Annotated in this window: 24 protein-coding genes; 6 read left to right on the forward strand and 18 right to left on the reverse strand. The window is 36.7% G+C overall.

Going from position 1 to position 25,370, the window contains the following annotated elements; translation table 11 throughout:
- Positions 1-37: 37 nt before the first annotated feature.
- The 5 genes from ACTTKP_RS01435 to ACTTKP_RS01455 form a co-directional block, all read right to left on the reverse strand.
- Positions 38-787 (reverse strand): ABC transporter ATP-binding protein, encoded by a 750-nt coding sequence (locus tag ACTTKP_RS01435; RefSeq protein ID WP_442552125.1) that lies wholly within the window; start codon positions 785-787, stop codon positions 38-40.
- A gap of 11 nt (positions 788-798) precedes the next feature.
- Positions 799-1,581, reverse strand: a complete 783-nt coding sequence (locus tag ACTTKP_RS01440; RefSeq protein ID WP_442552126.1) for an ABC transporter ATP-binding protein — start codon at positions 1,579-1,581, stop codon at positions 799-801.
- Entirely contained in the window at positions 1,557-2,354 is a 798-nt protein-coding gene (locus ACTTKP_RS01445; protein ID WP_442552127.1) for an ABC transporter permease, read from the reverse strand. The genes ACTTKP_RS01440 and ACTTKP_RS01445 overlap by 25 nt, the downstream gene beginning before the upstream one ends.
- Complete coding sequence (locus tag ACTTKP_RS01450) at positions 2,354-3,142, reverse strand: ABC transporter permease (protein ID WP_442552128.1); 789 nt, start codon at positions 3,140-3,142, stop codon at positions 2,354-2,356. Before ACTTKP_RS01450 ends, ACTTKP_RS01445 begins: the two co-directional genes overlap by 1 nt.
- A gap of 122 nt (positions 3,143-3,264) precedes the next feature.
- Positions 3,265-4,335, reverse strand: a complete 1,071-nt coding sequence (locus ACTTKP_RS01455; RefSeq protein ID WP_442552129.1) for an ABC transporter substrate-binding protein — start codon at positions 4,333-4,335, stop codon at positions 3,265-3,267.
- A 410-nt stretch (positions 4,336-4,745) separates the two neighbouring features.
- On the opposite strand from ACTTKP_RS01455, the gene ACTTKP_RS01460 reads away from it, so the two are divergent.
- The 3 genes from ACTTKP_RS01460 (at position 4,746) to ACTTKP_RS01470 (ending at position 9,696) form a co-directional block, all read left to right on the forward strand.
- Complete coding sequence (locus ACTTKP_RS01460) at positions 4,746-6,182, forward strand: sulfatase-like hydrolase/transferase (protein ID WP_442552130.1); 1,437 nt, start codon at positions 4,746-4,748, stop codon at positions 6,180-6,182.
- Between the two features lie 171 nt (positions 6,183-6,353).
- Positions 6,354-8,171 (forward strand): sensor histidine kinase, encoded by a 1,818-nt coding sequence (locus ACTTKP_RS01465; RefSeq protein ID WP_442552131.1) that lies wholly within the window; start codon positions 6,354-6,356, stop codon positions 8,169-8,171.
- A complete protein-coding gene (locus tag ACTTKP_RS01470; RefSeq protein ID WP_442552132.1) occupies positions 8,149-9,696 on the forward strand; it encodes a response regulator transcription factor in 1,548 nt (515 codons plus the stop codon). The genes ACTTKP_RS01465 and ACTTKP_RS01470 overlap by 23 nt, the downstream gene beginning before the upstream one ends.
- A 170-nt stretch (positions 9,697-9,866) precedes the next feature.
- On the opposite strand, the gene ACTTKP_RS01475 is transcribed toward ACTTKP_RS01470, so the two are convergent.
- The 7 genes from ACTTKP_RS01475 to ACTTKP_RS01505 all read right to left on the reverse strand — a co-directional run bounded on the left by ACTTKP_RS01475 (position 9,867) and on the right by ACTTKP_RS01505 (position 16,820).
- A complete protein-coding gene (locus tag ACTTKP_RS01475; protein ID WP_442552133.1) occupies positions 9,867-12,089 on the reverse strand; it encodes a S8 family peptidase in 2,223 nt (740 codons plus the stop codon).
- The gene (locus ACTTKP_RS01480) at positions 12,082-13,149 is read right to left on the reverse strand and encodes an AAA family ATPase (RefSeq protein ID WP_442552134.1); all 1,068 of its coding nucleotides are present in this window, start codon (positions 13,147-13,149) and stop codon (positions 12,082-12,084) included. Before ACTTKP_RS01480 ends, ACTTKP_RS01475 begins: the two co-directional genes overlap by 8 nt.
- Before the next feature lie 146 nt (positions 13,150-13,295).
- A complete protein-coding gene (locus tag ACTTKP_RS01485) occupies positions 13,296-13,532 on the reverse strand; it encodes a hypothetical protein (RefSeq protein WP_442552135.1) in 237 nt (78 codons plus the stop codon).
- Positions 13,523-13,918, reverse strand: a complete 396-nt coding sequence (locus tag ACTTKP_RS01490) for an NUDIX hydrolase (RefSeq protein WP_442552136.1) — start codon at positions 13,916-13,918, stop codon at positions 13,523-13,525. Before ACTTKP_RS01490 ends, ACTTKP_RS01485 begins: the two co-directional genes overlap by 10 nt.
- On the reverse strand, positions 13,905-14,132 hold the full coding sequence (locus tag ACTTKP_RS01495; RefSeq protein ID WP_442552137.1) for a hypothetical protein: 228 nt from the start codon (positions 14,130-14,132) through the stop codon (positions 13,905-13,907). Before ACTTKP_RS01495 ends, ACTTKP_RS01490 begins: the two co-directional genes overlap by 14 nt.
- Positions 14,133-14,398: 266 nt before the next feature.
- On the reverse strand, positions 14,399-15,652 hold the full coding sequence (locus tag ACTTKP_RS01500) for a GntP family permease (protein ID WP_442552138.1): 1,254 nt from the start codon (positions 15,650-15,652) through the stop codon (positions 14,399-14,401).
- A gap of 4 nt (positions 15,653-15,656) precedes the next feature.
- On the reverse strand, positions 15,657-16,820 hold the full coding sequence (locus ACTTKP_RS01505) for a glycerate kinase family protein (RefSeq protein ID WP_442552139.1): 1,164 nt from the start codon (positions 16,818-16,820) through the stop codon (positions 15,657-15,659).
- Positions 16,821-17,031: 211 nt separating this feature from the next.
- Between ACTTKP_RS01505 and ACTTKP_RS01510 the strand changes: the two genes are divergently transcribed.
- Together ACTTKP_RS01510 and ACTTKP_RS01515 are read left to right on the forward strand one after the other, a co-directional pair.
- On the forward strand, positions 17,032-18,108 hold the full coding sequence (locus ACTTKP_RS01510; RefSeq protein WP_442552140.1) for a CdaR family transcriptional regulator: 1,077 nt from the start codon (positions 17,032-17,034) through the stop codon (positions 18,106-18,108).
- A gap of 100 nt (positions 18,109-18,208) precedes the next feature.
- The gene (locus ACTTKP_RS01515; RefSeq protein WP_442552141.1) at positions 18,209-18,481 is read left to right on the forward strand and encodes a type II toxin-antitoxin system RelB/DinJ family antitoxin; all 273 of its coding nucleotides are present in this window, start codon (positions 18,209-18,211) and stop codon (positions 18,479-18,481) included.
- Between the two features lie 167 nt (positions 18,482-18,648).
- On the opposite strand, the gene ACTTKP_RS01520 is transcribed toward ACTTKP_RS01515, so the two are convergent.
- From ACTTKP_RS01520 to ACTTKP_RS01540, 5 genes are all read right to left on the reverse strand, one after another.
- A complete protein-coding gene (locus ACTTKP_RS01520) occupies positions 18,649-20,535 on the reverse strand; it encodes a heavy metal translocating P-type ATPase (RefSeq protein ID WP_442552142.1) in 1,887 nt (628 codons plus the stop codon).
- A 45-nt stretch (positions 20,536-20,580) separates the two neighbouring features.
- Positions 20,581-20,799, reverse strand: a complete 219-nt coding sequence (locus tag ACTTKP_RS01525) for a cation transporter (protein WP_023355346.1) — start codon at positions 20,797-20,799, stop codon at positions 20,581-20,583.
- Positions 20,800-20,901: 102 nt separating this feature from the next.
- On the reverse strand, positions 20,902-21,255 hold the full coding sequence (locus tag ACTTKP_RS01530) for an MATE family efflux transporter (RefSeq protein ID WP_442552153.1): 354 nt from the start codon (positions 21,253-21,255) through the stop codon (positions 20,902-20,904).
- Complete coding sequence (locus ACTTKP_RS01535) at positions 21,185-21,574, reverse strand: MATE family efflux transporter (protein WP_442552143.1); 390 nt, start codon at positions 21,572-21,574, stop codon at positions 21,185-21,187. Before ACTTKP_RS01535 ends, ACTTKP_RS01530 begins: the two co-directional genes overlap by 71 nt.
- A gap of 156 nt (positions 21,575-21,730) precedes the next feature.
- The gene (locus ACTTKP_RS01540; RefSeq protein ID WP_442552144.1) at positions 21,731-22,141 is read right to left on the reverse strand and encodes a hypothetical protein; all 411 of its coding nucleotides are present in this window, start codon (positions 22,139-22,141) and stop codon (positions 21,731-21,733) included.
- A gap of 241 nt (positions 22,142-22,382) precedes the next feature.
- Here ACTTKP_RS01540 and ACTTKP_RS01545 point away from each other — a divergent pair, with 241 nt between their 5' ends.
- Positions 22,383-23,345, forward strand: a complete 963-nt coding sequence (locus tag ACTTKP_RS01545) for an IS30 family transposase (protein WP_442552152.1) — start codon at positions 22,383-22,385, stop codon at positions 23,343-23,345.
- Positions 23,346-23,688: 343 nt separating this feature from the next.
- On the opposite strand, the gene ACTTKP_RS01550 is transcribed toward ACTTKP_RS01545, so the two are convergent.
- The gene (locus ACTTKP_RS01550; protein ID WP_442552145.1) at positions 23,689-25,329 is read right to left on the reverse strand and encodes an extracellular solute-binding protein; all 1,641 of its coding nucleotides are present in this window, start codon (positions 25,327-25,329) and stop codon (positions 23,689-23,691) included.
- Between the last annotated feature and the right edge of the window lie 41 nt (positions 25,330-25,370).

Raw genomic sequence — 25,370 nt, forward strand, 5'->3', positions numbered from 1 at the left:
GGAACAAGCTATGCTCATTCCCTATAAAATCTCTTCATTACCACCACTTAATTAAATCAGTCACCTCATTACGAAGTTTAACAAAATCCGGTGAAGCAATATCACGTGGACGGGGTAAATCATTCATAATCTCTTCTTTTATCTTGGTAGGTTTATTAGTCAGCACCAATATTCTCTCACCAAGATATACGGCTTCCTCAATATTATGAGTGATAAAAATAACCGTAGTTCCTGTTCTCTGCCATAGATTAAGAAGTTCATCCTCCAGCTTGAAACGAAGTTCAATGTCAAGCTGACCATAAGGCTCATCCATAAGAAGTAATTCAGGCTGCGTTGCAAATGCTCTTGCTATAACCACCCTTTGTAACATACTTGCGGATAGCTGTTCCGGATAATATTTGCGGAATTTTGTAAGTCCGACTATATCCAGATATTCATCTACCAGTTTATTCGCCTTTGCCCTTTCCACATGTTTAATATCCAGACCAAAGCGAACATTTTCCTCAACCGTCAGCCAAGGCATGGTTGAATATTCCTGAAAAATATATGCCACATTATGTTTGTCCAAGTCTACCGGCTCATTATTTACAAGGATTTCTCCCGAAGTAGGCTTGTATAATTTTGTAATACTGTTTAAAAAAGTAGTTTTTCCACATCCTGTCGGACCTACAATACATAGAAATTCACCTTTTTTTACTTCAAAGGATATATCATCTAATACCAGGAGGTCGTCAAACTTTTTTGTAAGATTTATTACTTTAACCTTAGCTTCTCTATTATCCTGCATCCTCTCTCCTCCTAAAAAGATTTATCCATATTTTCAGTGATTTCCTTCCTTAATTCCAAGAATTTTGGATCTACATAGTTTCTTGGAAAAGGTAAATCAATCTTATATTCTTTTTTGATTTTTGAAGGACAGTTGGTTAAGAGTATAATACGGTCTGCCAAATATACTGCTTCTTCAATATTATTGGTAACAAAAACGACTGTTCTCTTCTCTTTCTGCCATATTCTTTGCAACTCTTCCTCCATCATATAACGGGTTTGTGCATCCAAATGTCCAAAAGGCTCATCCAACAGAAGAATATCAGGATTATTGCAATAGGCTCTTGCAATACCCACACGCTGCCTCATACCTCCGGATAGTTGTGAAGGATAGCTTTTTTCAAAACCTTTCAGACCTACAAGCTCAATGTAATGGTCAGCCAGTTCTTTACGCTTCTTTTTATCAAAACCGCGCACACTGGGACCAAACTCAACATTTCCCATAACCGTAAGCCAAGGAAATAAAGCTGTTTTCTGATATACTACTCCCCTTTCAGGGCTTGGAGCTTTTACCTCTTTATTATTTGATATTACCTTGCCCGTAGTTGGAAGTTCAAGCCCTGCCAATATATTAAGTAAGGTAGTTTTACCGCATTGTCCCGGACCGAATAATACCAAAAACTCATTTTTTTCTACCTGAAAGCTAATATCCTTCAAAACTTCATTTTTGCCGCTTCCGTCAAAGCTGTCAAACTCCTTCGATACATTGTCACATATTAAAGGAATATTGTTTAAAGTCCCTGCTGCCTGTTCCATCTACACAATCTCCTTTCTAAAGCGGACATTAAAGTTGCAAGGATAAATCCAATCGCACCTATAGCAACAATGCCTACCATAATCTGTATCGTATTACCGGTTGACATACCCATTACGATTAACCAGCCCACACCTTCATCAGAGCGAATCATTTCTGCCGCAACTACAGCAGACCAGCCGGCAGTAATAGCAATCTGTAAGCCTGCAAATATATATGGAACCGCAGAAGGAAGTACAACTCTTGTAAATACCTGCCTTTCATTTGCACCTAACATTCTGGCTGCTCCCATTAAGGTTTTATCAACATTTTTTGTACCATCATAGGTATTTACTGTTATAAAGGTAAAGCTTCCGAGAAATATAATGAACCACTTACTCTCATCTCCGATACCAAACCACAAAATGGACATCGGAATCCACGCTAAAGGCGGTATAGGTCTTACAAATTCAAACAGCGGCTTAAAAATAGCTTCAAATGTCTTAGAATATCCCATAAATACACCAAGGAATACACCTGCTACAGTAGCTATCAAAAATGCAACCAATACACGATAAAGGCTTATGGCAATATGTACCTGCATAGTATATTTTCCGACAGGAACGACAAAGCTTGTAAGAAATGCCTGTATAATAACAGAGGCAGGCGGTAAGAACATTTTTGCACCGGTAAACCTTGCAACCAGTTCCCATACAACGAGAAACCCGATTACTGCTGTTAAGGCCGCAAAAATGGTCTGCATTTTTTCGTTATGCCCTTTTACCAATTTCCCCATTATTTACTACCCCTTCCTATATATTTTTTCTGCAATTTTTCCAGACCATAGCTCATCATAAGACCGATGCCGCCTATTGTAATCATACCCACAATAATTACATCTGGTCTTCCAAGCATTCTTGCAACATAAATCATATAGCCTACTCCCCTTGTAGCAGCTAACATTTCTGCAGCAACAAGTGCAACCCAGGAGGAGCCGAGTGCCAGTCTTAAACCTGTAAATATCATAGGCAGGGCAGTAGGGATTGCCACCTTAAATAACATCTGTCTGTTTGTAGCACCAAAGGTTCTTGCAACCCAAAGGTGAACCTGATTCGTTTTCTTAATGCCTGTATAAGAATTAATTGTAGCACTTATAAATGCCGCAAAAAATATAATTCCTACCTTTGACAGATAGCCTATTCCAAGCCAAAGTATCATAAGCGGAATCCATGCTAATGCCGGCACCGGTCTGATAAGGTTAAATAAAGGCATCGCATACCTCTCAAATTTGCGGCTCCAAGCCATAGCTATTCCTAAAGGCACGCCTATAAAAACACCTACACCATATCCTCCGAGTGCTATCTTCAAACTGGAAAGAATATGCTCAATAAGATTTGCTCCGTCCGGAGTAGTTCCGCCTGTCAGCTTGTAAATAAAGGTATTTAATACCTTTAGAGGGCTGGGCAGCATAAACGGAGAAACAATTTTAAATACATCTGTTACAAGCTGCCATATCGTAAGAACAATTACAACTGTACAGATTGAAATGAGTTTGTATTTTAAACCTTTAGATTTTTTATTCATTTGTGTACTCATTCCTTTCTAATATCTTTTTTATCTAAATTATTGGGCTTTTAAATACCGCTTTTAAAGATTTAAGAATCTCTCAAAAGTGGCAGAGATTCTTAAATTTGGTTCATATCATTTTATTTTGTACCAAGCTTTTCTACAAAAGTTTTAACAATATTTGTATTGAATTTATCCATTAAGCTTGCATCAAGCTGTCCAAGTCCAATATAAAACTCTCCCAATTCTTTTGCAAAGCTTCCAAGTTCTCTGTTTTTCCAATCTGAAGCTTCAATGAATTTAACACGTCCTAAATCGCCTCTGATACTTTCCTCTGATGTTTCAGCACCGGCTTCTTTCAAGTAGTCCATCATAAGCTTTGTAGCCATATCCTGGTCAGCATTGAGTGCCGCACCGGCTTCCGCAAGCAGATTTATATATTTCTGAATAATCTCAGCCTTTGTTTCAAGAGATTTTTTGTTACCGGTAACCATATCCACATATTTTGTTCCCATATCCGCAAGGTTACCTACCTGAACCATACCATCGTTTTTAGCATCAAAGAAAGTAGGGATGTTTAACGCTACAGCGTCTGCCTGATCTGCTTTAAGAGCCTGATAAGCCTGTGCGGTTTCCATATTAACTATATTTACATCCTCTGCTTTAACTCCTATCTTTTCTAACCATTTTAAGGTGGTAAAATGCTGTGCTGTTCCGATTGGAAGCAGGATTTTTGCACCCTTTACCGTATCAGGATCACCGTACACATTAGGGTAGGAAGGGTTGAAGCCTTTTACTGTAGCAATTTTGCTCTCAGGCTTTACAAATACTCCTAAACCGTCCTGAGATTCAAGCACCTCGCCAATAATAGTCATATCATAGTTTGCTACACCTGTTACAGCCGCTGCTCCCATTGCACCTACATCCCATAAGTCCGCTGCAAGAGCCTCATTCATAGGAGCACCTGTGGCATACATGGTAGTTTCCATTTTAAATCCGTTCTTTTCATCTAATTTGTTTGCCTTAATATACTGTGCAGGTAAACTTGTCACAAAAGGCATCATAGCCACGCGCAAAACCGGCAAATCCGTTCCTGTCGTTTCTGCTCCCTTGGAAGCTGTAGAATTTTTTGCTGCTCCCACTGCATTTGAACAGCCAACCAAAGCTAATGCCAGCGATAATGCTACAATACGTCTTAGAATCTTTTTCATAAATACACTCCTCCTCAAGCTTTTATGTTTACTTATGTTATTATTATAATAAAATTTCTAAAAACTTTGTTTACGATTATTTTACTTTTCTTTCAAATTATTTTGTTTCTGAAATTTAATTTAGATTTTTCTATAAATATTTTGACATTTCTTTCACTTATTTGTGTTTTTTCACACACTATTGACAACAAAAACCGCCTATTATATGATAATTTAGTATAAAGATACAAGTGTCAAAAGTATAAAAATTCGATTAGGGTTTGCTTGCAAGAGAATTTATTATCCTTTGACATCGTATAAAACATTTACAAAACATCAAGTAATCACATAATTAAACCGCCTGTCCGGGAAATCTGTGATATATGGCATGAATAATTAGAATCTGGTACAGGCAAAGAAGGAGAACTGATATGAATACAGAACGCCCAAACATTGTTTTTATTTTATCCGATGACCAGGGAATGTGGTCTATGGGTTGTGCGGGAAATGATGAAATAATAACTCCAAACATGGACAGACTGGCAAATGAAGGAATGTTGTTCAACAACTTTTTTTGTGCGTCCCCAGTCTGCTCACCTGCAAGAGCTTCTTTACTTACAGGAAGGATCCCGTCTCAACATGGGGTACATGACTGGCTCAGAGATGATAATAAAAAACAGGGAGATATTGAATACTTAAAAGGTATGAAGGCATATACGGAGGTTTTGGCAGAAAACGGCTATGTATGCGGTTTATCCGGTAAATGGCATATGGGTAACAGTGCTGTACCACAGAAAGGCTTTTCTCACTGGTTTGCTCACAAGTCAGGCGGTGGACCTTATTATAATGCTCCGCTTATTAAAAACGGAGAACTATACAGAGAGCCTCGTTATGTAACTGATGTAATAACTGATGATGCTATAGAGTTTATAGAAGAATATGCCGGCAAACAGCCATTTTATCTGACAGTTGGCTATACTGCTCCACATTCTCCATGGTTAAACAACCACCCAAAAGAATATACAGATTTGTATAAAGACTGCCCATTTAATTCCATTCCAAAGGAAAAAGAACATCCTGACAGCATATATTTAACTAAAGAAGTGGCAAAAGATGTGCGTGCCAACCTGATAGGATATTTTGCCGCAGTTACTGCTATGGATGCAAACATAGGAAGAATAATAGATAAGATTGAAGATTTGGGTATCAGAGAAAATACCCTGATAATATTTACAAGTGATAACGGCTTTAGCTGTGGGCATCATGGCTTCTGGGGAAAGGGCAACGGTACCTTCCCGATTAATATGTATGACAGCTCTGTTAAAGTGCCTTTCATAGCCTCACAGCCTGGTGTTATTCCTGAAAATAAAGTATGTGATTCTCTTGTTTCAGCCTATGATTTTATGCCTACATTATTAAACTATGTGGGAATTAAAGATTATAAAGATGACAGCCTGCCGGGAAGAAGCTTTGCAAATGCCTTGAAAGGTCTTCCATATGAGCAGGATGATAAAATCGTGGTACTTGACGAATATGGCCCAAACCGTATGATACGAAGTAAAGAGTTTAAGTACATCAAACGCTACCCTTACGGACCTGACGAAATGTATGACCTGGTAAATGACCCTGATGAACGAAATAACCTGCTTTTACAGGATAATCACAGTGAAAAAGCAGCTGAACTAAGATATGAGCTTGAAACTTGGTTTAATAAATATGTTAATCCTGAGATTGACGGTGCAAAGGAAGCGGTTTACGGCTCCGGACAGATTAATCTTGCCGGGCTTTGGGCAAAGGGGGAAGTATCTCATAGTTGTGATGATTATATTAAGGAATCTCCAAATTATAAACCCTATAACTTAACCTAGATTATTCACAAAATATCATAATCAAGCCACATGCTTAAAAGCACAATATTTTCCGGATTTTGAGCAATACTATCCATAGTCACAACGTTAAAAGGTCTTTCTACCACAGTAGACAGAATCAAAGACCTGTGACTTATGGTGTGAATAATTGGTACTTAAAGCAGGTCTTTTATGAAAAATATAAAACTTAAAAAGATATTTCCAAATAAAATCAGGAATCAATTATTTGCAGTATATATTTTAACAATTACTGCGATAATAATAATTATTTCAACAGTCTTGATAGCACTTTTAAGCAATCTTATGATAGATAAGATAGGTGCTTCAAGACTGGATCTTTTAAAGCAGATAGGAGAAAGGGCTAATGCCATTAAAAACAGCAGCATTACCATTTCCAATCTGTACAAGCTAAATACCTCACTTATATCTGCTTTAGATGGAAAGCCTGATACTCCTAAAGAGAAAGAACTAAAGGTAAAGCTTGATGATATGAAGAAAAACCTTGATGTGGTATTCAGCGAAGTAGGTATAGCATTTGATGTTGTGGTAATCGGAGATAACGGTTTTTCATACTCCTCACAGGCAGGAGATAATTACGATTTTGCTTCTCTTAAAAATCAATTATGGTATAAGACGATTTATGGCAAAGATGATGACATAACCTTTATCAGCAGCTTTAAGGATAATTTTGGTTCAAAAAAGAAACAGTATGTTTTCAGTGCTTCCAGACGAATTTTAGATGCTTACGGTAAGGAGGCTGCCACCCTGTTAATAAACATTGATGAGGTCTATCTCTCCGATATCTACAAGTCTGCATTGAACGGTACTAATATCATCTATATAATTGACATTAACGGTAATATCATATCGCATACAGATAAAAATATGAGGGGAATGAATTTCATCAATGTAGAAAATTTTAAAAAACTTTATGGCGAAAATGAGTTCCGAATTACCAAAAAGTCTAGCGGTAAATACCTTATTTCAAACTATCATGATACACAGACAGGTTGGACAATAATAGAAGAAATGCCTGCCTCCTTTGTATTTTCTGATGTTTACAGAGCCTATATTATTATATTTATAATAATGGGAATTTGCTTTTTAATTGCACTAATTATCTCTTACATTGTTGCAAGGAAGGTATCAAAGCCTTTACTTAATCTATGTGACTCTCTAAATCAGGTAAAAGAAGGAAATTTTGATGTTGTAAGTGATGTAAAAGGCTATGATGAGATTAATCTGCTAAAAAACAGTTTTAACAGCATGGCTCAGGAAATAAAAAAATTACTGGAAGACATAAAGAATAAAGAGGCTTATAAACGCCGTATAGAGAATGATTTGCTAAAAGCACAGATTAACCCTCATTTTTTATACAATACCTTATTTTCTATCAAATGCCTTGTAGAAACAGGACAGCCCGAAGAAGTAAGCAGGATGATAAGTGCATTTATAGACTTTCTCAAAATGACATTAAGACAGGATGCAGACCTTATATACCTAAGTGAAGAATTTGCAATTACAGAAAAATATTTAATTTTACAGCAAATCCGCTATGGAGATATGCTCAGTTTTGAATTTGAACCTGATGAGGAAACCAAGGATTGTATGGTTCCTGCCCTGATTCTCCAGCCTATAGTTGAAAATGCAATTTTTCATGGCATAGAAGCTAAAAATGAAATGGGAATCATCATAATTACTTCTAAGATACAAAATGAAAAGCTGATTATCTCTGTCAGTGATGACGGCATAGGTATGAACAGTGAAGTCCTGGAACAGGTTATCGGTAAGTGCAATAAAAAAGAATATACAAGAAATGAATCTATTGGAATTGCCAATGTTTCAGGTCGTATCAAAGTGGAATTTGGCGATGAATACGGACTACAGATAGAAAGTGAACTAGGTATCGGCACTACAGTTACTATTAAACTTCCAGCTATCAATAAAAAGACAAGGACTGGCTATTATGAAAATTTTAATTGCAGATGATGAAAGAATGATTTGTGAATGGCTACAGTTTTGCATTAAAGAAAACCCCGAATATGAGATTGTCGGAGTTGCAAACAACGGAGAACAGGCATTAAAAATATACAAGGAAACAGAGCCTGACCTAGTACTTTCTGATATAAAAATGCCGGTTATGGATGGTCTTACATTATTAAAAGAAATCAAGAAAATTAATAGCTCTACCTTTGTAATACTCTTAACCGCTTTCTCTGAATTTGATTATGTGCGCGAGGCAATGCGTGAAAATGCTGATGAATACATTTTAAAAACAGAGATAAGCAAACAGTCCTTTCAGGAAATGCTTGCCGCTACCGCTGCCAAAATTAAAGAAAAAAACAGTCAAAACGAAGATGAAATGTCCTACAACGGGCATAAGCACTCTATTATAAGAAATATCCTGATTAGTGGAAAGCCAATTACAGAAAATGACATCAATATTTTAAGAGAATATAACATAAAATGGCGTGATTCCGGATTGTTTGCTCTAGCTGTATGGAAAAGAAAACTCTTTGATAATTTCACTGTGCCAAAGCAGGAAAATATAGTTCATGTAATTGGTGTGGAATATGATGAATTTATCTATGTCTTAGTGGGCAATCTTTCAAGAAATCTAAGTGAACTTGAAAAGCTAAATTGCTTGCAAAAATATGCCAATAAAATTATAGATAACAATAATTGTATGGTTGGTGTAAGCAATATTAAAGAAAGCTTAGTTAATGTAAGTAAAGCGGCAGAAGAAGCTGTAAATGCCCTGTCTCTTAGCTTTTACAAAGAGCAGGTAAAGCTTTATTTTCCGATTCATTCTAATAAACAGCAAAACGAAGAAAATGAAAAATCGAATATGGAATTAAAGCGTTTTTATCAGGAATTTTATGCTGCATCAGGAAAAGAAAAATATTTACAGCTTGAAAAAATTTTAGATTATATTGAAGAAAACAAAGTGCTTCAAATTAAATATATAAAAATGCTCTGCAAAGAATGTCTTGATGTAATATATTTACAATATGTAAATGATAATACTACCTTTACAAAAAACGCATTAAACAGGGCAAAACTTGGCATTGATGAAACAGTACACTTTTCAGAAATGAAGCGTATCTCTTTAGAATATGCCGGTACAAATATGCCTGACAATGAAATTAACGAAAAGGAGCTTTCCCAGAGAATATTTAAGGCTGTCGTGTTCATTCAACAGCATTATAGTGAGCCAATCAGCTTAGAGCAAATCGCTAAGGAAGCTAATTTAAATCCTGAATACCTCTCCAGAGTATTTAAGGAAGAAACCGGCTATAACTACAGCACATTTTTATCCAATATCCGCTTGAAAAAAGCTGAATATTTATTGATTAACACTGTCGAAAAAGTCCAAAATATAGCTGAAATGGTCGGCTATTCCAATGTCAGTTATTTTTCTACGATATTTAAGAAGAAATATGGAGTAAATCCTTACGAATTCAGACGGAATAATGTGGGGAAGTATGCCGGTGGGAATAAGAATACGAATTAGTTGGAAATATTTCCTTTACTTTTCGGTTTATTTTTTTATAAAAATATGTTAATGATTAGCTGTATTTGCCTATATCGAAAGTAAACTTTCACATAGGCAGCATAAGCTAACCATCTTAATCTTCTTTATTGTTGGAAATTTAAAAAGAGAGGAATTGGGAGATATTCTCTCTACTCAAACTCAATCTCCTCATTAACCTTTTGATGAATATCAATCCTATTTTTAACATCAACCACATTTACCAACCATCCGTTTAATGTACAGTTCCTGATAAATTCATTAATTCTGTTTATACCATTCATTTCTTTAAGTGTTACAACCACTCCAAATCTCACACCCTCTCCATCCTTAGGGTTTAATCTGTTATTGGTCTTTATTTCCATTCCCCAATTCTTATTTTTATAAGAATCCTTAGGTATCATTCTTTTATTGGCACTTTCTGCAATATATTTTACATTGTCCCATTTTCTAAATTGCCTTCTTGCTTCAACTTCAAAAAGATAATTCAATGTTTCATCTTTATTTTGCTTATCCCCCTTAATGTCAACAACCTTGCCATCCTTACCCAACCTTCCAAAATGTAAGTTAAGTTCAGTGTTGGTATAGTCTACACCCTGTGTCCTATCACATAAAGGAAAATAGCACATGGTCGCCCTTGCAATATAAGGATATTTATCATCTTTAAGCGGAACCGGGAAATGATAATTGTATGTGTTCCATTTTTCACTGACATCTGATACCACAAACTTTATTTCATCATTTTTTGTCTGAATGATATCATTAATATGAATCGGCACAATTCCATGTCCATATAATGCAATTTCTTCAGGATCGGGCTTTTCATTCCAGTTTCTTGCAGCATCAATAATCATTGCTTTTGCAACCTCCCTGTTTATCCCTAAAATATCAATCAAATAGGACAGTTTACGCGCAATCCAAGGTGCGGCAAATGAGGTTCCTGCAACATTTGCTGCTCCCAAAGGCTCACAAACTTTGATATATTGTTCTTCACTTCCACCATAATAACTAACATCAGGTTTGGCAAAAAAAGACAATACTAATCCCTTACGTGAATATTTTGTAGACAGACCACTTTTAGTGACTGAATTTACAACCATGCTATTGATAGAATCTGCCGGAGAGCCTATTTTTACTACATCTTCATTTGGTTTATTAGTTCCTGCCACAACAAATATTACATTGTTTTCAAATTGTATCTGATCTAACATTGAGGCTTCCGCTGAAATAAAGTTGTCATTAATCTCCTGATTGCTTCCAAGCGAAATATTCCATACTTTTATATCTAAATTATTTAAAACAATACTCTTAATTTGTTTGATAATCGAAAAAGATGAAAATTCCGCCCCTACTGCCACTCCAAAATGCCTCACTCTAAATCGTCCACATCCATCCTTTAACCACGGATTTAACCTTTCACCATCTACAATAATTGATGTTACCGCAGTTCCATGACGATAGTCATTTGAATTTCTCGGTATATACTCTGATACCATATCATGGTATTCAACCCATTCACTAAAATATACATTTTCATCAAATAAAGTATCTATTACTCCAATTGTCGGCTCTATGGTTGGTGCAGGTATGGTAACCATATCATTTTGGTATTTATCAATAAAATCATCCGGAGATAATTTGGTTAGATTAGCAGTTGCCATCGAAACCAGATATGGCGCTTTTTCAAAAAGGACTTCAGACTGTTTTTCATCTAAATAAACTGTCTGATTATCTAAAATTCTGGTGCTTAAAAGGTCTATTCCTAATGCTTCAAATAATGACTTAACATCTGTTTTAACATCATAAAGTGTTATTATGCTTTGTTTAAAATCCGTTGTCTTTACTTCCACTCCAAAGGAATCTATATATGAAGCATCTGCAATTATCTGTTTAAATACTGACATACTTAACGGAAGATTCTTAAATAACATAAAGTTAATAAGTTTTTTATCCTCCATAGTTTTTTGGTTTAATTTACCTGAAAATTTTTGAGACAATACATTTGCCGTGTTAAATAACAATTCAATACTTGTATTTAAATCTTCCAAACCAAGAAAATATATTATAATATGCTTACTTTTATTTTCATTAAATTTTGCTCCCACAATCGCCTCATTAGACTCCTTCCCCTTAAACAGACCGCCTATACGATTACTTTTTGCAACAATTTTATTGTAATAAACACTTACTAAGATTCCTTCAAACGGTCTTGATTCCTTAGCCCAAAAGGCTTTAATCTGAATTAACTGCTCTCTCAATCCCATTAAGTGTTCTGCAGTTACTTCTTTTTTGCTGTTCATGGATATCCCGCCGCCTGCTCCCTCTCTAGGTGCCTGAATAAATCGCTTACCTCTTAATTCCAACACATTATTCATTGTCAGCTCCTTCTTTATTTAATTTTCTTGCTACTGTACTTTTAGATTCGCCCTTTAATTTTTCAATTTCTCTTATTGTAAATCCTTCTTCATAAAGTTTACTCAAATCCTTCTGCTCCAAATTACCTATCAGGTTATTATATAACCTTCTCAGATAATCATATTCAGAGCCAATGTCGCTAAATGCAAGCGATGTTTTTATGATATTTTTCAATTCTCCCGGATATGGTAGTTTTTTTGCTGTTTTTAATATCTTTCTAAACAATCTGACATCTTTTGATGTACCCTTGAAGTTTTTTATAAATGATGAAAAATAGTATTCTGCTACTTCTATCAAGTCTTCCTCACTGTATCTGTTAAAATTAATAACTGCATCAAATCGTCTTACTAATGCCTTATCAAAGTTTGAATACAAATTCGTAGTTGCAATAATTACTATCTCTTTATTCAAATCTGTCAGCCTGTCCAGTTCTCTTAAAATAGTTGATGTTGCCCTTCCCATCTCTCTGACATCATTTGAGTTAATTCTATCTAAGGCAATTACATCAATTTCATCAAATAAAACTACTATTTTGTTTGCATTTGGAATCATATTTATTTCTTTAAAAACATTAGTAATATTTTTATTCGTCTGCCCCAGCTTGCTGTCTATCAGGTTCTCAAAATCCACGACAAAAAGTGACCTGTTAAGTAATCTTGCAACATTTTTTGCAGCCTCAGTTTTCCCACTTCCGGGCAATCCTTCAAATAAAAATTTGTTTATTCCCACATTATGATTTACTGCATTTATAATTCCCTTGATATCTTCTGATATCTCCAGCGGTAAGTTCAAAGCCTCCAACCCTCTCGTTTCTATCTGCTTTAAAAATTCACTTTCAAAGTCACTGCCCTGTGGTGTATACAGGTTTGATTCTGATATCAGTCCCATAATATATTCAGCTAATTGGTAATCACCGATGCTATCAAAGTATCTTGCTATTGCTACCACTTCATTTCTAAAAGAATTCTCATTCCTCTCAACATGATATTTTATTAAATTTAAAACATTCTGCTTTTTCATTTTACCATACCTCCTAATCTAAAATCATTTTATCATAAATCGGGACAAATATCTATATTTGTGGGACAAAATGCGTTTAAAAAATTATTTCTATAAAAAAATCCAAGAACCAAAAAATTATTCAAGTTCTCGGATTTTCTCTATTTTTAACATTCCACTTTCCCTACATAAGCCATACTCCCACAAGCTTCCGATTCTAAATCAGGGAAATCTTCCACCGATACACCCCAGATTACATTTCCCTCTAAAATGCCTTTCTCCTTACATTTTCTTTCAAATTCATTTAAGTCTGCAATATAATCTTTTGCCAGCTCTCGTGCATTACATAAAGAAGGCCTGACAGAAAACCAAAAATCTTTTTTGTCCAATTCTTCTAAGTCCATTTCCTTGCAAAAACCACATTTTCTTTTACTCCCTGAGTTGTACTATTGCTATGCAGTTCCATAGTATCTCTTGGTTTCATCAAGAAATACAGACAAATTTCATGACATTTTAATCCTGCAGAAGTACCATTATTTTCATTAAAAAAATTCTCATGGATTACTGCCAGATGGTCAATCTCATACGAAACTCCAGTTTCTTCGTAAACCTCTCTTTTTACAGCATCCTCAGCAGTTTCCCCAATGTGAACTGCACCACCAATTGAATAATAATAGTCATCAAGTTCATTGCTGGCAAACAAAACATGGTTGTCTTCTACAATGATTGCTGCTGCACGATATCTAAAACGGTTATTTTCTCTTGTAAATCCACAATCAAAGTTTTTCATTATCACCTCTGTTTAATCTGCGTAAAAATCTCTCAGCCCTGGGGTTTCCTGACGGTCTTTTAGTTTTAACATTTTCTGTTATGACCTCAGGTACACCGTTTAATCTCCTTCCTCTATTGCAGGACAGTGCATTAATCATACACTGCCAGCCGCAGCCCTTACAGACTTCGTTTGTGGTATTGGCTTTAGCTTTATTTTCTTCATTTGTGTTCATTTCTTTTATTTTCCTTTAGTAAATTTAGTAACCTCCGATTATTCACACCATAGTTCACAAGCCTCTTATCCTGCATAATGCAGTAGAATAAACTGTTTTGGTCGAATTTAACTTATTTTCATAGGTAAAATAAGTATACAATAGGTTATATTTTTTGTCACTTATAAAATACTCTTCTAATGAAACTGCCTTCATCTAAAAAGACTCCGGTACAGCCACTAGTGGCATTTTACCGGAGTTCTCAGTTTCAAATAATTTGCAAAATACTATATAAGATACACAATCACTGACACAACAGTGCTTGTAAGTCCTACTGCTGCTTCAAAAGGTATCAGCTTCATACGTTCCTTAATATTCATAAATACAGAACCGCCTGTTGCGTGGAAAAATGAACCATGTGGAAGGGAATCCACCACTGTGGCACCTGCATGAATCATAGCTGCTGCCGATATAGCCGGAACACCTGCTGTTGTCAGTGTACCCGCAAAGGTCTGTGAAGCAATAGTTGCTCCTGCTGTTGTGGAAGCTGTAGCTGCTGCCATCAAAATACCCGACAATGGTGCAAGTACAAAGGCAGGCATATTCATTACTTCAAGCAGATTAATCATATCAAACTGCAGGGCAGAAGCCTTGATAATACCTGCTATCGTACCCGTTCCTATAAGAAGGACAGAAACACCGATTACCTTGCTTAGGCCAAACTCAGTATATTCTACCATATGCCTTGCTTTACCGGTGACAAGTATACTTACAATTCCGCCAAGAGGCAGAGCAATCAGCGGATCAACACTTATTCCACAGATAGGACGAAGTGACAATAAGATAATTACAACTAAAGGTCCCAATACAGCCTGAAATATATTCGGAAGTTCTTTAGTATCTGCTTCTTCACCTATATCGTCAAAGCCTTCGTTCTTTTTCTTCGCAAGCAGACCTGCAAGGCAAACAGATACTACCAAAGCCACAAGTGCAGGAATTATATTTTTCATCATCAAGGCTGTGAGGTCAACATTAAATGCTTCCGATGCCGCTATTGTATTTGGGTTAGGAGAAATGATATTGCCCGCCTTTCCACCGCCTATCATAGCAAGAAGCACTCCTGATTTTGAAAGGCACGCTTTTTTACCGATTGCAATCGCGATTGGAGCAACTGTGATAACTGAAATATCTATAAATACACCTACTGCACAGATTATCATTGTAGCTATGGAAATAGCTGCTATTGCACGCTTTTGCCCAAGCTTGGTGACTATGGTATCTGCTATTTTTTCAGCCGAACCTGTCTTAATAAGTGCACCGGCAAGTATACCGGAGGTCATTATACGAAGGACGGAACTCATCATACCCTGTGCCCCCGAAACCATGGCAGCCACCGTTGCAGCAAGACCTCCGCCTCCGATAATTCCGCCAACCAAGGCTCCCAGTATCAAGCTATAGGCAGGATGTGCCTTTTTAATAATTAGAATAATAGCTGCCACGAGTCCAATTAAAGCCCCTATTGTTGTAAAATCGTATGTCATTTTCTTAATCCTCCTTATCCATAAGACGAATCAGGCGAAATGCCTGCTCTACCGTAGCTGCCATATTTTTAGCAGCATTTTTCGTATCCATAGCTTCTGAAAGCGAAACAACTCCTCTTAGAATTGGGAAAAATGCATCTATTCCATGCTCATTGCAGGCTATGGCATCTTCTGTAACACAACCTGAAAATGCAATTACCTTCTTACCATACTTTTTGGCAATGTCCGCAACTCCGACAGGGGTTTTGCCCATAACAGTCTGTCCGTCAAGCCTTCCTTCCCCTGTAACTACTATGTCTGCATCTTTTACATATTTTTCAAGCTCAGTTTCTTCCAATACAATTTTAATACCCGATTCAAGCACAGCATTTGTATAAGTTAAAAACGCAAAACCCAGTCCCCCTGCTGCCCCTGTTCCTGCCTGATTCATATTTGCGTGTGGATATTTTTCTCTGGATAAAGCTGCATAGTAGGCAAGCCATTTATCCATCTGCATTATCATAGTAGGTGTTGCTCCCTTTTGTGGTCCGTAAATGGCACTCGCCCCCTGCTCTCCACAAAGAGTGTTTGTCACATCGCAGGCTATTCTAAAAGTACAGTCTTTCATTTCAGGAAGCACAAATTCATCTGATATAGTCTCAATCTCGCTAAGCCCCTGTGCCCCAAATGAAACCTGTTTACCGCTCTTATCCAAGATACCAAACCCAAGCGCCTGTAACATACCTATTCCGCCATCATTGGTAGCACTTCCGCCTATGCCTACAATGAAATGCCTGCAGCCTTTTGCTATTGCATCTTTTATCATTTCGCCCACACCATAGGTTGTGGTCTTAAGAGGATTTCTTTCCTTTTCATCTACCAGAGTAATTCCTGCCGCTGCTGACATTTCAATAATTGCGGTTTTTACCTTATGTGTTTCCGAAGGCTCTAATATTCCATACTCAGCCTCAACTTCTTTTCCCAAAGGACCTGTCACCTTTACTTTTTCAAGCTTTCCGTTCATTCCGAGAGTCAATGCCACAGCTGTGCCTTCACCACCGTCAGCCACCGGCCGGATTACAACCTCCGCCTTCTTATAGACCTTCATGATACCTTTTTTTATGGCTTCACCTGCTTCAAGTGAAGTCAGGCTTCCTTTTAATGAATCAATCGCAATAACAGCTTTCATAGCAAACCTCTCCTTTTTATAAATTACTGTCGCTTGATTTAATTGTTCTTTATGACCATATAATATCAGCTTTAAATATTAATATATATGTTCTAAATAACATTAATATTTGTATATTTAAATAATTTATGTTATACATAACATAGAATTTACTATTATCCATGCCTAAATACTTTATGTTGTTATACTGCTATCACAAAGGAGAATATATATGGCTATTACTTTATCTAGAAAGACAGCTCAGAAAATAGTTGATACAATCAAAGATGTATGTGGACAGGATATCAACTATATCAATACAAACGGAATTATTTTTGCAAGCACCAACCCTTCACGAATAGGCGATTTCCATGAAATAGGAAAAAAAGTAACCGAAAGTGCTGAAACGATTGAAATAACCTCAGATGACAGTTTTTACGGAACTCAAAAAGGTATAAATATCCCTTTTAGTTATAATAAAGAAATTATTGCCGCAATCGGAATTAGTGGTGAACCAAATGAAGTCCGACAGTTTGCTATCCTTGCCCAGAAAATAACTTCACTTATTTTGCGTGAGCAGGAAATTGATTCCCTGAACTATGGCAGAAAAAATCAGTTGAATTATATTATTCGTTCCCTTGTAAACAATACGGAAATTAACCATGATTATCTCAATGAATTTTTAGGAGAATACAAGTTACAGTTTGATACTGTTTGCAGAACTGTAGTAATCAAGCTTGATTCACGCTATAATATATCCAATCTTTCACTCATTGAAAGCCATATCTATAAGCTTTTTGACCAGATATCAGCCGGACTGTACACTTTTATATTCCCAAATGAATATGTACTTATTCTGCCTGAAAATGAATACCGGAAGTGGAGCTATGTTTTTCACTCTTTTGCGAAAACTTCTGAAAATATACTTTATATCGGCATCGGCAACCAAACTTCTTTATTAAAGCAATATGATTCTTATTCTGCTGCAAAGCTTGCCATTCACAGCCTTACAGCAGGCAAAAATATAGCTGTTTTTGATGATTTAGACCTGGAAATTCTTTTGGGTTGCGTAAACGAGCAGGCAAAGAAGGAGTATCTCAGTAAAATACTCACAGGGCTTGAGAAGGAAGACATTGATTTGTTAAAGGTATATTTCTCTACGGATATGTCATTGAAGGACACTTCTGAGAAATTATTTCTGCATAAGAACACATTGCAGTATAAGCTTAACAGAATTGAGAAACTGACCGGCTATAATCCACGCGTGTTTAGTGGGGCGGTAAGGCTTTTTCTGGCGATTTTGCTATAAAGAAGTATAAAGAACACATTTTAATGCAATCTATATTTTTTACAAATGATTGACAATGTATATCAAAACGATTATTATAATTATGAAAGGTGGTGATTATATGGCTACAATCCCTACTCAAATTCGTATTGATACAAATGTTAAAAAGCAGGCTGCAGAACTGTTTAATAGTCTTGGGCTTGATATGTCCAGTGCCGTAAACCTTTTTCTTCATCAGTGTGTTCTTCGTGGTGGTATTCCATTTAATATAGAAATGCCAAATTACAATCAAAATACTTTAGACGCTATGAATGAAGCACGCAATATTTCCCGAAATCCAGACATAAAAGGTTATACAGATATGGACGAATTAAGAAAGGCGCTAGAAGATTAAATGTATACAATTAAATTCACTAACGCTTATAAGAAAAGTTATAAATTAATGAAAAAACGCGGACTAAATATTGCCCTGCTTGATGAAGTCGTTGATAAATTACGTCAAGGAAAACAGGACTTCTCCACTTACCCGGATAGAAGTCCTTTATGTTTATTTCCTATATTCTACAAATCCTTCACCCTCAATGCCCTGATAGCATTTAGAACCGCAATTATCATTACTCCCACATCTGCGAAAATTGCAAGCCACATATTGGCTAAGCCGACTGCTCCGAGGAAGAGGCAGCCAAACTTGATAACAAGTGCAAAAACTATATTCTGATACACAATTCCGAGGCATTTTCTAGAAATTTTAATTGCCTTTGCTATCTGCAGAGGATTGTCATCCATAAGCACAATGTCTGCCGCCTCTATAGCTGCATCCGAACCCATAGCTCCCATTGCAATTCCTATATCGGCTCTTGTAAGCACAGGTGCATCATTTATTCCGTCACCCACAAAAGCAAGCTTTACTTTCTCTGATTTGGCATTTAATAATTCCTCAACTTTGGTTACCTTATCAGCCGGAAGCAGCTCGCAATACACTTCATCCACATTAAGTGAAACCGCAACCTGTTCAGCCGCCTTCTTCCTGTCACCTGTAAGCATAATAGTTTTGGTAATTCCAGCCTTCTTTAATTCCTTTATCGCTTTTTCAGCGTTTGGTTTTACTATATCAGAAATAACAATATGTCCGGCATATTCACCGTCAAGTGCCATGTGAACTATACTTCCTGCCAAACGGCATTCATGATATGGAATGTTTAATCTCTGCATCAGCTTGCCGTTTCCTGCTGCCACAGTGCTTCCATCAACCTTTGCTATAACGCCTTCTCCACTGATTTCTTCTATGTCATTTACACGATTTCTGTCAATCTCTTTGCCATAAGCCGCACGCAGGCTTTTACTGATAGGGTGGGAAGATGCACATTCCGCAAGGGCTGCATACTCTATCAGTTTCTCCTCAGCCATTTCACTATGATGAACCGCACTTACCTCAAATACTCCCTTAGTAAGTGTCCCTGTCTTGTCAAATACAACAAATTTTGTCTGGGAAAGGGTTTCAAGATAGTTTGAACCTTTTATAAGTATGCCCTCTTTACTTGCTCCTCCAATTCCTGCAAAGAAGCTTAGCGGTACACTGATTACCAAAGCACAGGGACAACTGATTACAAGGAAGGTAAGTGCTCTATACACCCAAACATCCCAGTCCGGAGTAAGATGTAATAATAACATTCTTATCAAAGACGGCAAAAATGCAAGAGCAAGTGCACTGTAACATACAAACGGAGTATATACCTTTGCAAATTTTGAAATGAATTTCTCTGATTTTGACTTCCTTACACCGGAATTTTCCACAAGCTCCAATATCTTTGAAACTGTGGACTCTCCAAATTCCTTAGTAGTCCTTACCTTTAGCACTCCGTTTATATTAATACAGCCACTGACAATCTCATCACCCTCTTTAGCATCTCTTGGCAGGCTCTCTCCTGTAAGTGCACCGGTATTAAGAGTTGAATTTCCTTCTGTAATAATTCCATCAAGAGGAACCTTCTCTCCCGGCTGTACTATTATAATACTTCCTACAACCACTTCATCCGGTGACACCTTTTCAAGTTTTCCATCTCGTTCTATATTGGCATAATCAGGTCGGATATCCATAAGCTCGCTGATATTTTTACGGCTTTTTCTTACTGCATAGCTTTGGAACAGCTCTCCTATCTGATAGAAAAGCATAACTGCAATTGCCTCATTATAATCACCGCTTTTTTCGTAAATAGCAAGGGCAAATGCTCCGACTGTGGCTATAGCCATAAGGAAATTTTCATCAAACACACGCCTGTTTAAGATACCTTTTCCAGCTTTTCTCAAAATATCATAGCCTATTACCAGATATGCCACAAGGTAAAGCCCTAAGTTTACAAACCCTTTTAAATGCACAAGATTCAATGCCACAAGCAATACTATGGTAATAAGTATTCTTATGAGCATTTTTTTCTGTTTTTTATTCATATCAGCCTCTTTTCTTCAAAATGGGGCATCATTCCAAAATCGGAATTAAAGCTCTATCTCGCAGTCAGGCTCTACCTTCTTACAGGCTTTTAGTACCTCTTTCATAACAGCCTTTTCATTCTGCCCTTCTTCAAACTCCACAACCATTTTCTGTGCCATAAAGTTTACCGCAGCATCCTTTACGCCTGCTGTTTTCCTTGTTACATCCTCCATAAGATTTGCACAGTTTGCACAGTCAACTTCGATTTCATAAGTTTTTTTCATAATAAGCACTCCCTTTCTGTATTAGTTTTATTAAACGATTAAGCATTTATTTAATTATTGATATAATATTAGCATCTTTGCTGTCGGATGTCAAGAAATTTACTATCTGAGTCTATTATTCCTAACTACCATACTGCCAGTAAAAATGCCGGTACATCTGCCGCAGGCTGTGCCATATACAGCCCTCTCTGCCCCAAAATAAAAAATAAACGGAAGTGCAAACAACAGAGGAATATAAAATATCCCCTGTCTTGATACGGAAATGACAAGCGAAGAATAATATTTCCCGATATTCTGCATAAGCATGCTGCTTGTGGCAAAATAAGCCAGAAAGGGAAGGCTAAAACATTGAAACCTAAGTATCTCTGCACCTATATTTATCACTTCAGTATTTCTTGACAAAACCATTGTAAGAGAAGTTGCAAATACATAGAGTAGCATTGCGGATACACTCATAAATATTTTCCCTTGTAAACCTCACATTTTTCAAATTTAGGACTATATTTCCATTCTTTCCGGTAAGTGCAAATAATACTGCCGCTCCAATTATCTGCCCTATCAAAGTCGCATAAGCAGCACCTATAAAGCCTAGCTTAAATCCAAACATAAGTATCGGATCTAAAATTATATTGGTGAGCATACCCGAAAGCAGCCCCTTCATACCATCTTTTACATTACCACAAAGTCTGAACTGGTTATAGGTGACAAGGGAGAACAGCATAAAAGGGATGCTTACAGCTATAACTTTTAAGTATTCTTTTGTTCCGTTGTCCATGATAATGCTCCTTTTACCTATTATGTATTCCTTATTTTACTTGTATTAATTGTCTTTCACATCCTGCTTATCTTGCCGGTTTTACTTATCTCTCATGTTTTTAATTATTCTCTGTCCCTCAAATTTTACTTACCTCTCCCTTATCTCCGTCTACCCTTATTCTGTCTCCATCCTTAAACTTTGTGGTTGCAAAGCCCACACCTTAACTGCAAGCGGATATTTTTGATTTCTCCTGTTTATTTTTTCTTTGTCACTTTCACTTAAATACCCTCTTTTTAAAGTTTCCATCAGTTCTTTATGAAAAAGATTGGCTATTCCTGCCCTATAATCTTCATTGTCCAGTAACAGAAAATTAGTTCTTTTAAGGCATTTTCTCACATAATAAAACAGGGTTTCCCAAAGATACTGGCTCTCCTCACGCACTATATGAAAATACCTGAAATATTCGATTCTCTTTTTAATTTCAGTATATTTCTGTCCGGAAACTTTCTCTATCTCAGTTAATAGTCTGCTAAAGTCATTGGTGTTTTCCTTTTTAGCATCTTCCTGTAAAATAAGCGGTTTCATTATATTTATAAGTCTGTCCTTATCTTCCGGGAAGGTCTTACCTTCAATACAATAGCAGTTATAGTCCGATTTAAATCCGTTTGTAGTTTTTCAACTTAAATGCAACATGGTGTTGCACTTACTCTGACAGGTACCTCTCAAAGACTGCAATAAAAAATGCCGCTCATGCCATCTTGCCAAAAAATACTGTGGACATTATAACAAAAAAAGCTGTAAACACTGGAATGGTTCCACAATAAAGCTGTGCAACGGATGTGCAAAAAGAGGATACTGCCGTCTTGAAAAACATTTCTACGATGCTAAAAAAGCTCATTTAGCTTACTGTGATACCCTTGTACAGTCACGAAATGGTTTTGACCTTACTCTTTATGACATAACAAGGATAAACAGCATAGTCTCGCCACGCATAAAAAAAGGACAGTCACTTTACCATATAGCCAAGAATAATGAAAGTGGACTTAATATTAGCGAGTCTACCTTAAGAAGGCTTGTTATGGCAGGGGAAATGGATGCAGGAATAATAGACCTTCCTCAGGCTGTTAAGCGGAGAAAAAGAAAGGTTAGAACAGCACCAAAACTGAAAAGCATTAGAAAAACCGGACACCTATACTCCGATTTTAGAAAGTATATTTCCGAAAATGATATCCCTGTAGTACAGATGGACTGCGTTGAAGGTAAAAAAGAAGATTCTCAGGTTTTGCTCACGCTTTACTTCACGCAGTTTCATATGCAGCTTGTATTCAAACTTAAAGAGCATACTGCAAAATGTGTTAAAGAGCTTTTTGACAGCCTCGAAAGAAAGCTTGGAAAAGAACTTTTTGCCATATGTTTCCCTCTAATCCTCACCGACAACGGGCATGAATTCTCAGACATAGACGGTTTAGAGAACTCATTATTCGGAGGAAAGCGTACTAAGATTTTCTTCTGTGAGCCAAACCGCTCAGACCAAAAAGGGCAGTGTGAAAATAACCATAAGCTTATAAGAACCATCCTGCCCAAGGGTGTTTCTTTCAAAAATCTTACCGTAAGTGATGCACTTCTGGTCACTAATCACATAAACAGTTATGTGCGGAAGTCTTTGTTTGGTAAAAGCCCGTATGAGATAGCCATAACCACACTGCCTAAGGAGTTTTTTACAAAACTAAAGCTTAAAATAATAAGTGAAAGTGATGTAAATCTGACTCCAAAACTATTAAAACACTAACCAGGGATAAAGTAAATACCTTTCAAAGTAAACGCAACACTAAAAACCGTTGCATTTAACCTGAAAGATATGGTTTCAGGTCTGTTTGCTATACCATTTTTTCGCCAAAAACAATAAAATCAGGCCAAATTTGATTAAATTCAGTCTGATTTTATTGATATAATTTTATTATTTTATCTAGCAATAGTGTTGCATTTACTATTTTTATAAAGTGTTGCACTTACCTTGAAAATCTAGCTTATTATAAGATACGGATGTCAAATGCTTTTGGTACTTGTATCCTATAAAAAAATACCCCGCCATCTCATCATAGAAATGGCAGGATAGATTTATTATCTAAAATTTATTTGGTAATTCCCTTCTCTGCAGCTACCTGATTTACCTCTTCAATCATAGCTGAAAGTCCGTTATTCTCATAGTTTTCATACAATTTGTCAACCATTTCACTAACAGGCTGTGTATCCATCATAATCTGCATAAAGTCATCATTGACATTAAGCACAAACTCACTCTTAAGCGGTGTGGATAAGAAGAGTACATTGTCATAATATTTTGGAAGTGTTCCGTTATTTACAGCATCCATATGCCTGTCTTCACTGAGCTGCCTATATTCCATAGGGATACCTGATGGATAACTCATATCCCATGAAGATGGTCTCCACATACCAAGACTGTTTATATCAGTATTAGGATTTGTAAATTTGTACTTAGTTGCAATATTAACTCCTTCTCTAGCCACAACCTTTCCATCTTTTACATCATAATCCTCACCTTCTATACCACAGAACATCAGTCTCCTGCCTTCTTCTGAGTAAAGATAATCATAAAGTCTGCATATAGCTGCCATCTTCTCATCATCTACCTTAGATGAGAAATAACTCTCACTCCAAGCTTCTGTATCTACAAAGTAATGTTTCTTACCGTCACGTCCCGGATAAAGCTTAGCAATCTTAACATCATCTATGAACTTGCGATCAGGATAAAGCTGCTCATAATCTTTTACCATATTGTTGTAAAGTCCTGTAGGTCCTGCCCAGGTAAATGCTACTGCTGCACTTTCACCTTTTAAGAACTTTTCTTTACTTGTCTCAAGTTTAGCAAGTGCTATATCCTTTTCTACAACTCCTTCTGTATAGTACTTTCTTGCAAGCTCTAAGGCTGATACAAGGCCTTCCTTATCTGCCAAATAACTTGGCATAAATTTTCCTTCTTTATTTACTACCCATTTTTTCTCAAGTATACCGCCGTAAGGAAGGATGAAGCCCGCCAAAACACTTGGATTCACCTGAGTCATACCCGATATATTCTTTTTCTCAGGATCTGCCGCTATTATCTTTTTAATCATATCAGCAAACTCTTCATAGGTCTCAGGCTCTTTGGTAACTCCTGCCTTCTTTGCAAGATCCCATCTGTAAGCTATGTTTCTGTCAAGTACACTGTAAGAAATATCCTTGTAAGTACTTCTTGGTATCATATAGTACTTTCCATCTCTCATTGCTGCCTGAGCCCTTTCCATCTTAAGGTACTCTGTAAGATTTGGATAAGCTGATAAATCATCAGGCAAGGCTCTGATTGTACCCTGCTCAATCCAGTTTCCAAAGAAGGCTTTTCCTACAAAATCACCTACAAAGATATCAGGAAGCTGTCCGTTGGTTGCCCAAAGCTGAACTTTCTGTTGAGCATCATCCCAGGTTATGTTCTGCGGAACAAGATGTACTCCTGTCTTCTCCTCAAGAGTCTTTAATATAGGATCATTAGGATCTGAAAGTCCATCATCAACTCCCCAAATAGCCACCGTTACATCTACAGGCTTTGCACTGTCAGTATCTGTACTGCCCTTTGAGCTACTTGCAGTACTCTCTACTGCTTTACCTGACTTTTCTGCCGGCTTATCATTGTTTCCGCCATTCCCACAACCGGCAAGCATTGATGCTGCCATTGTCATTCCTAAGAAAGCTGCCAACAATCTTTTGTGTTTTCTCATCTCTTTTCTTCTCCTTTTCTTTACTAATTCCCTTTATAGAA

This window comes from Catonella sp. (genome assembly GCF_052169795.1).
GTDB lineage: Bacteria > Bacillota > Clostridia > Lachnospirales > Lachnospiraceae > Catonella.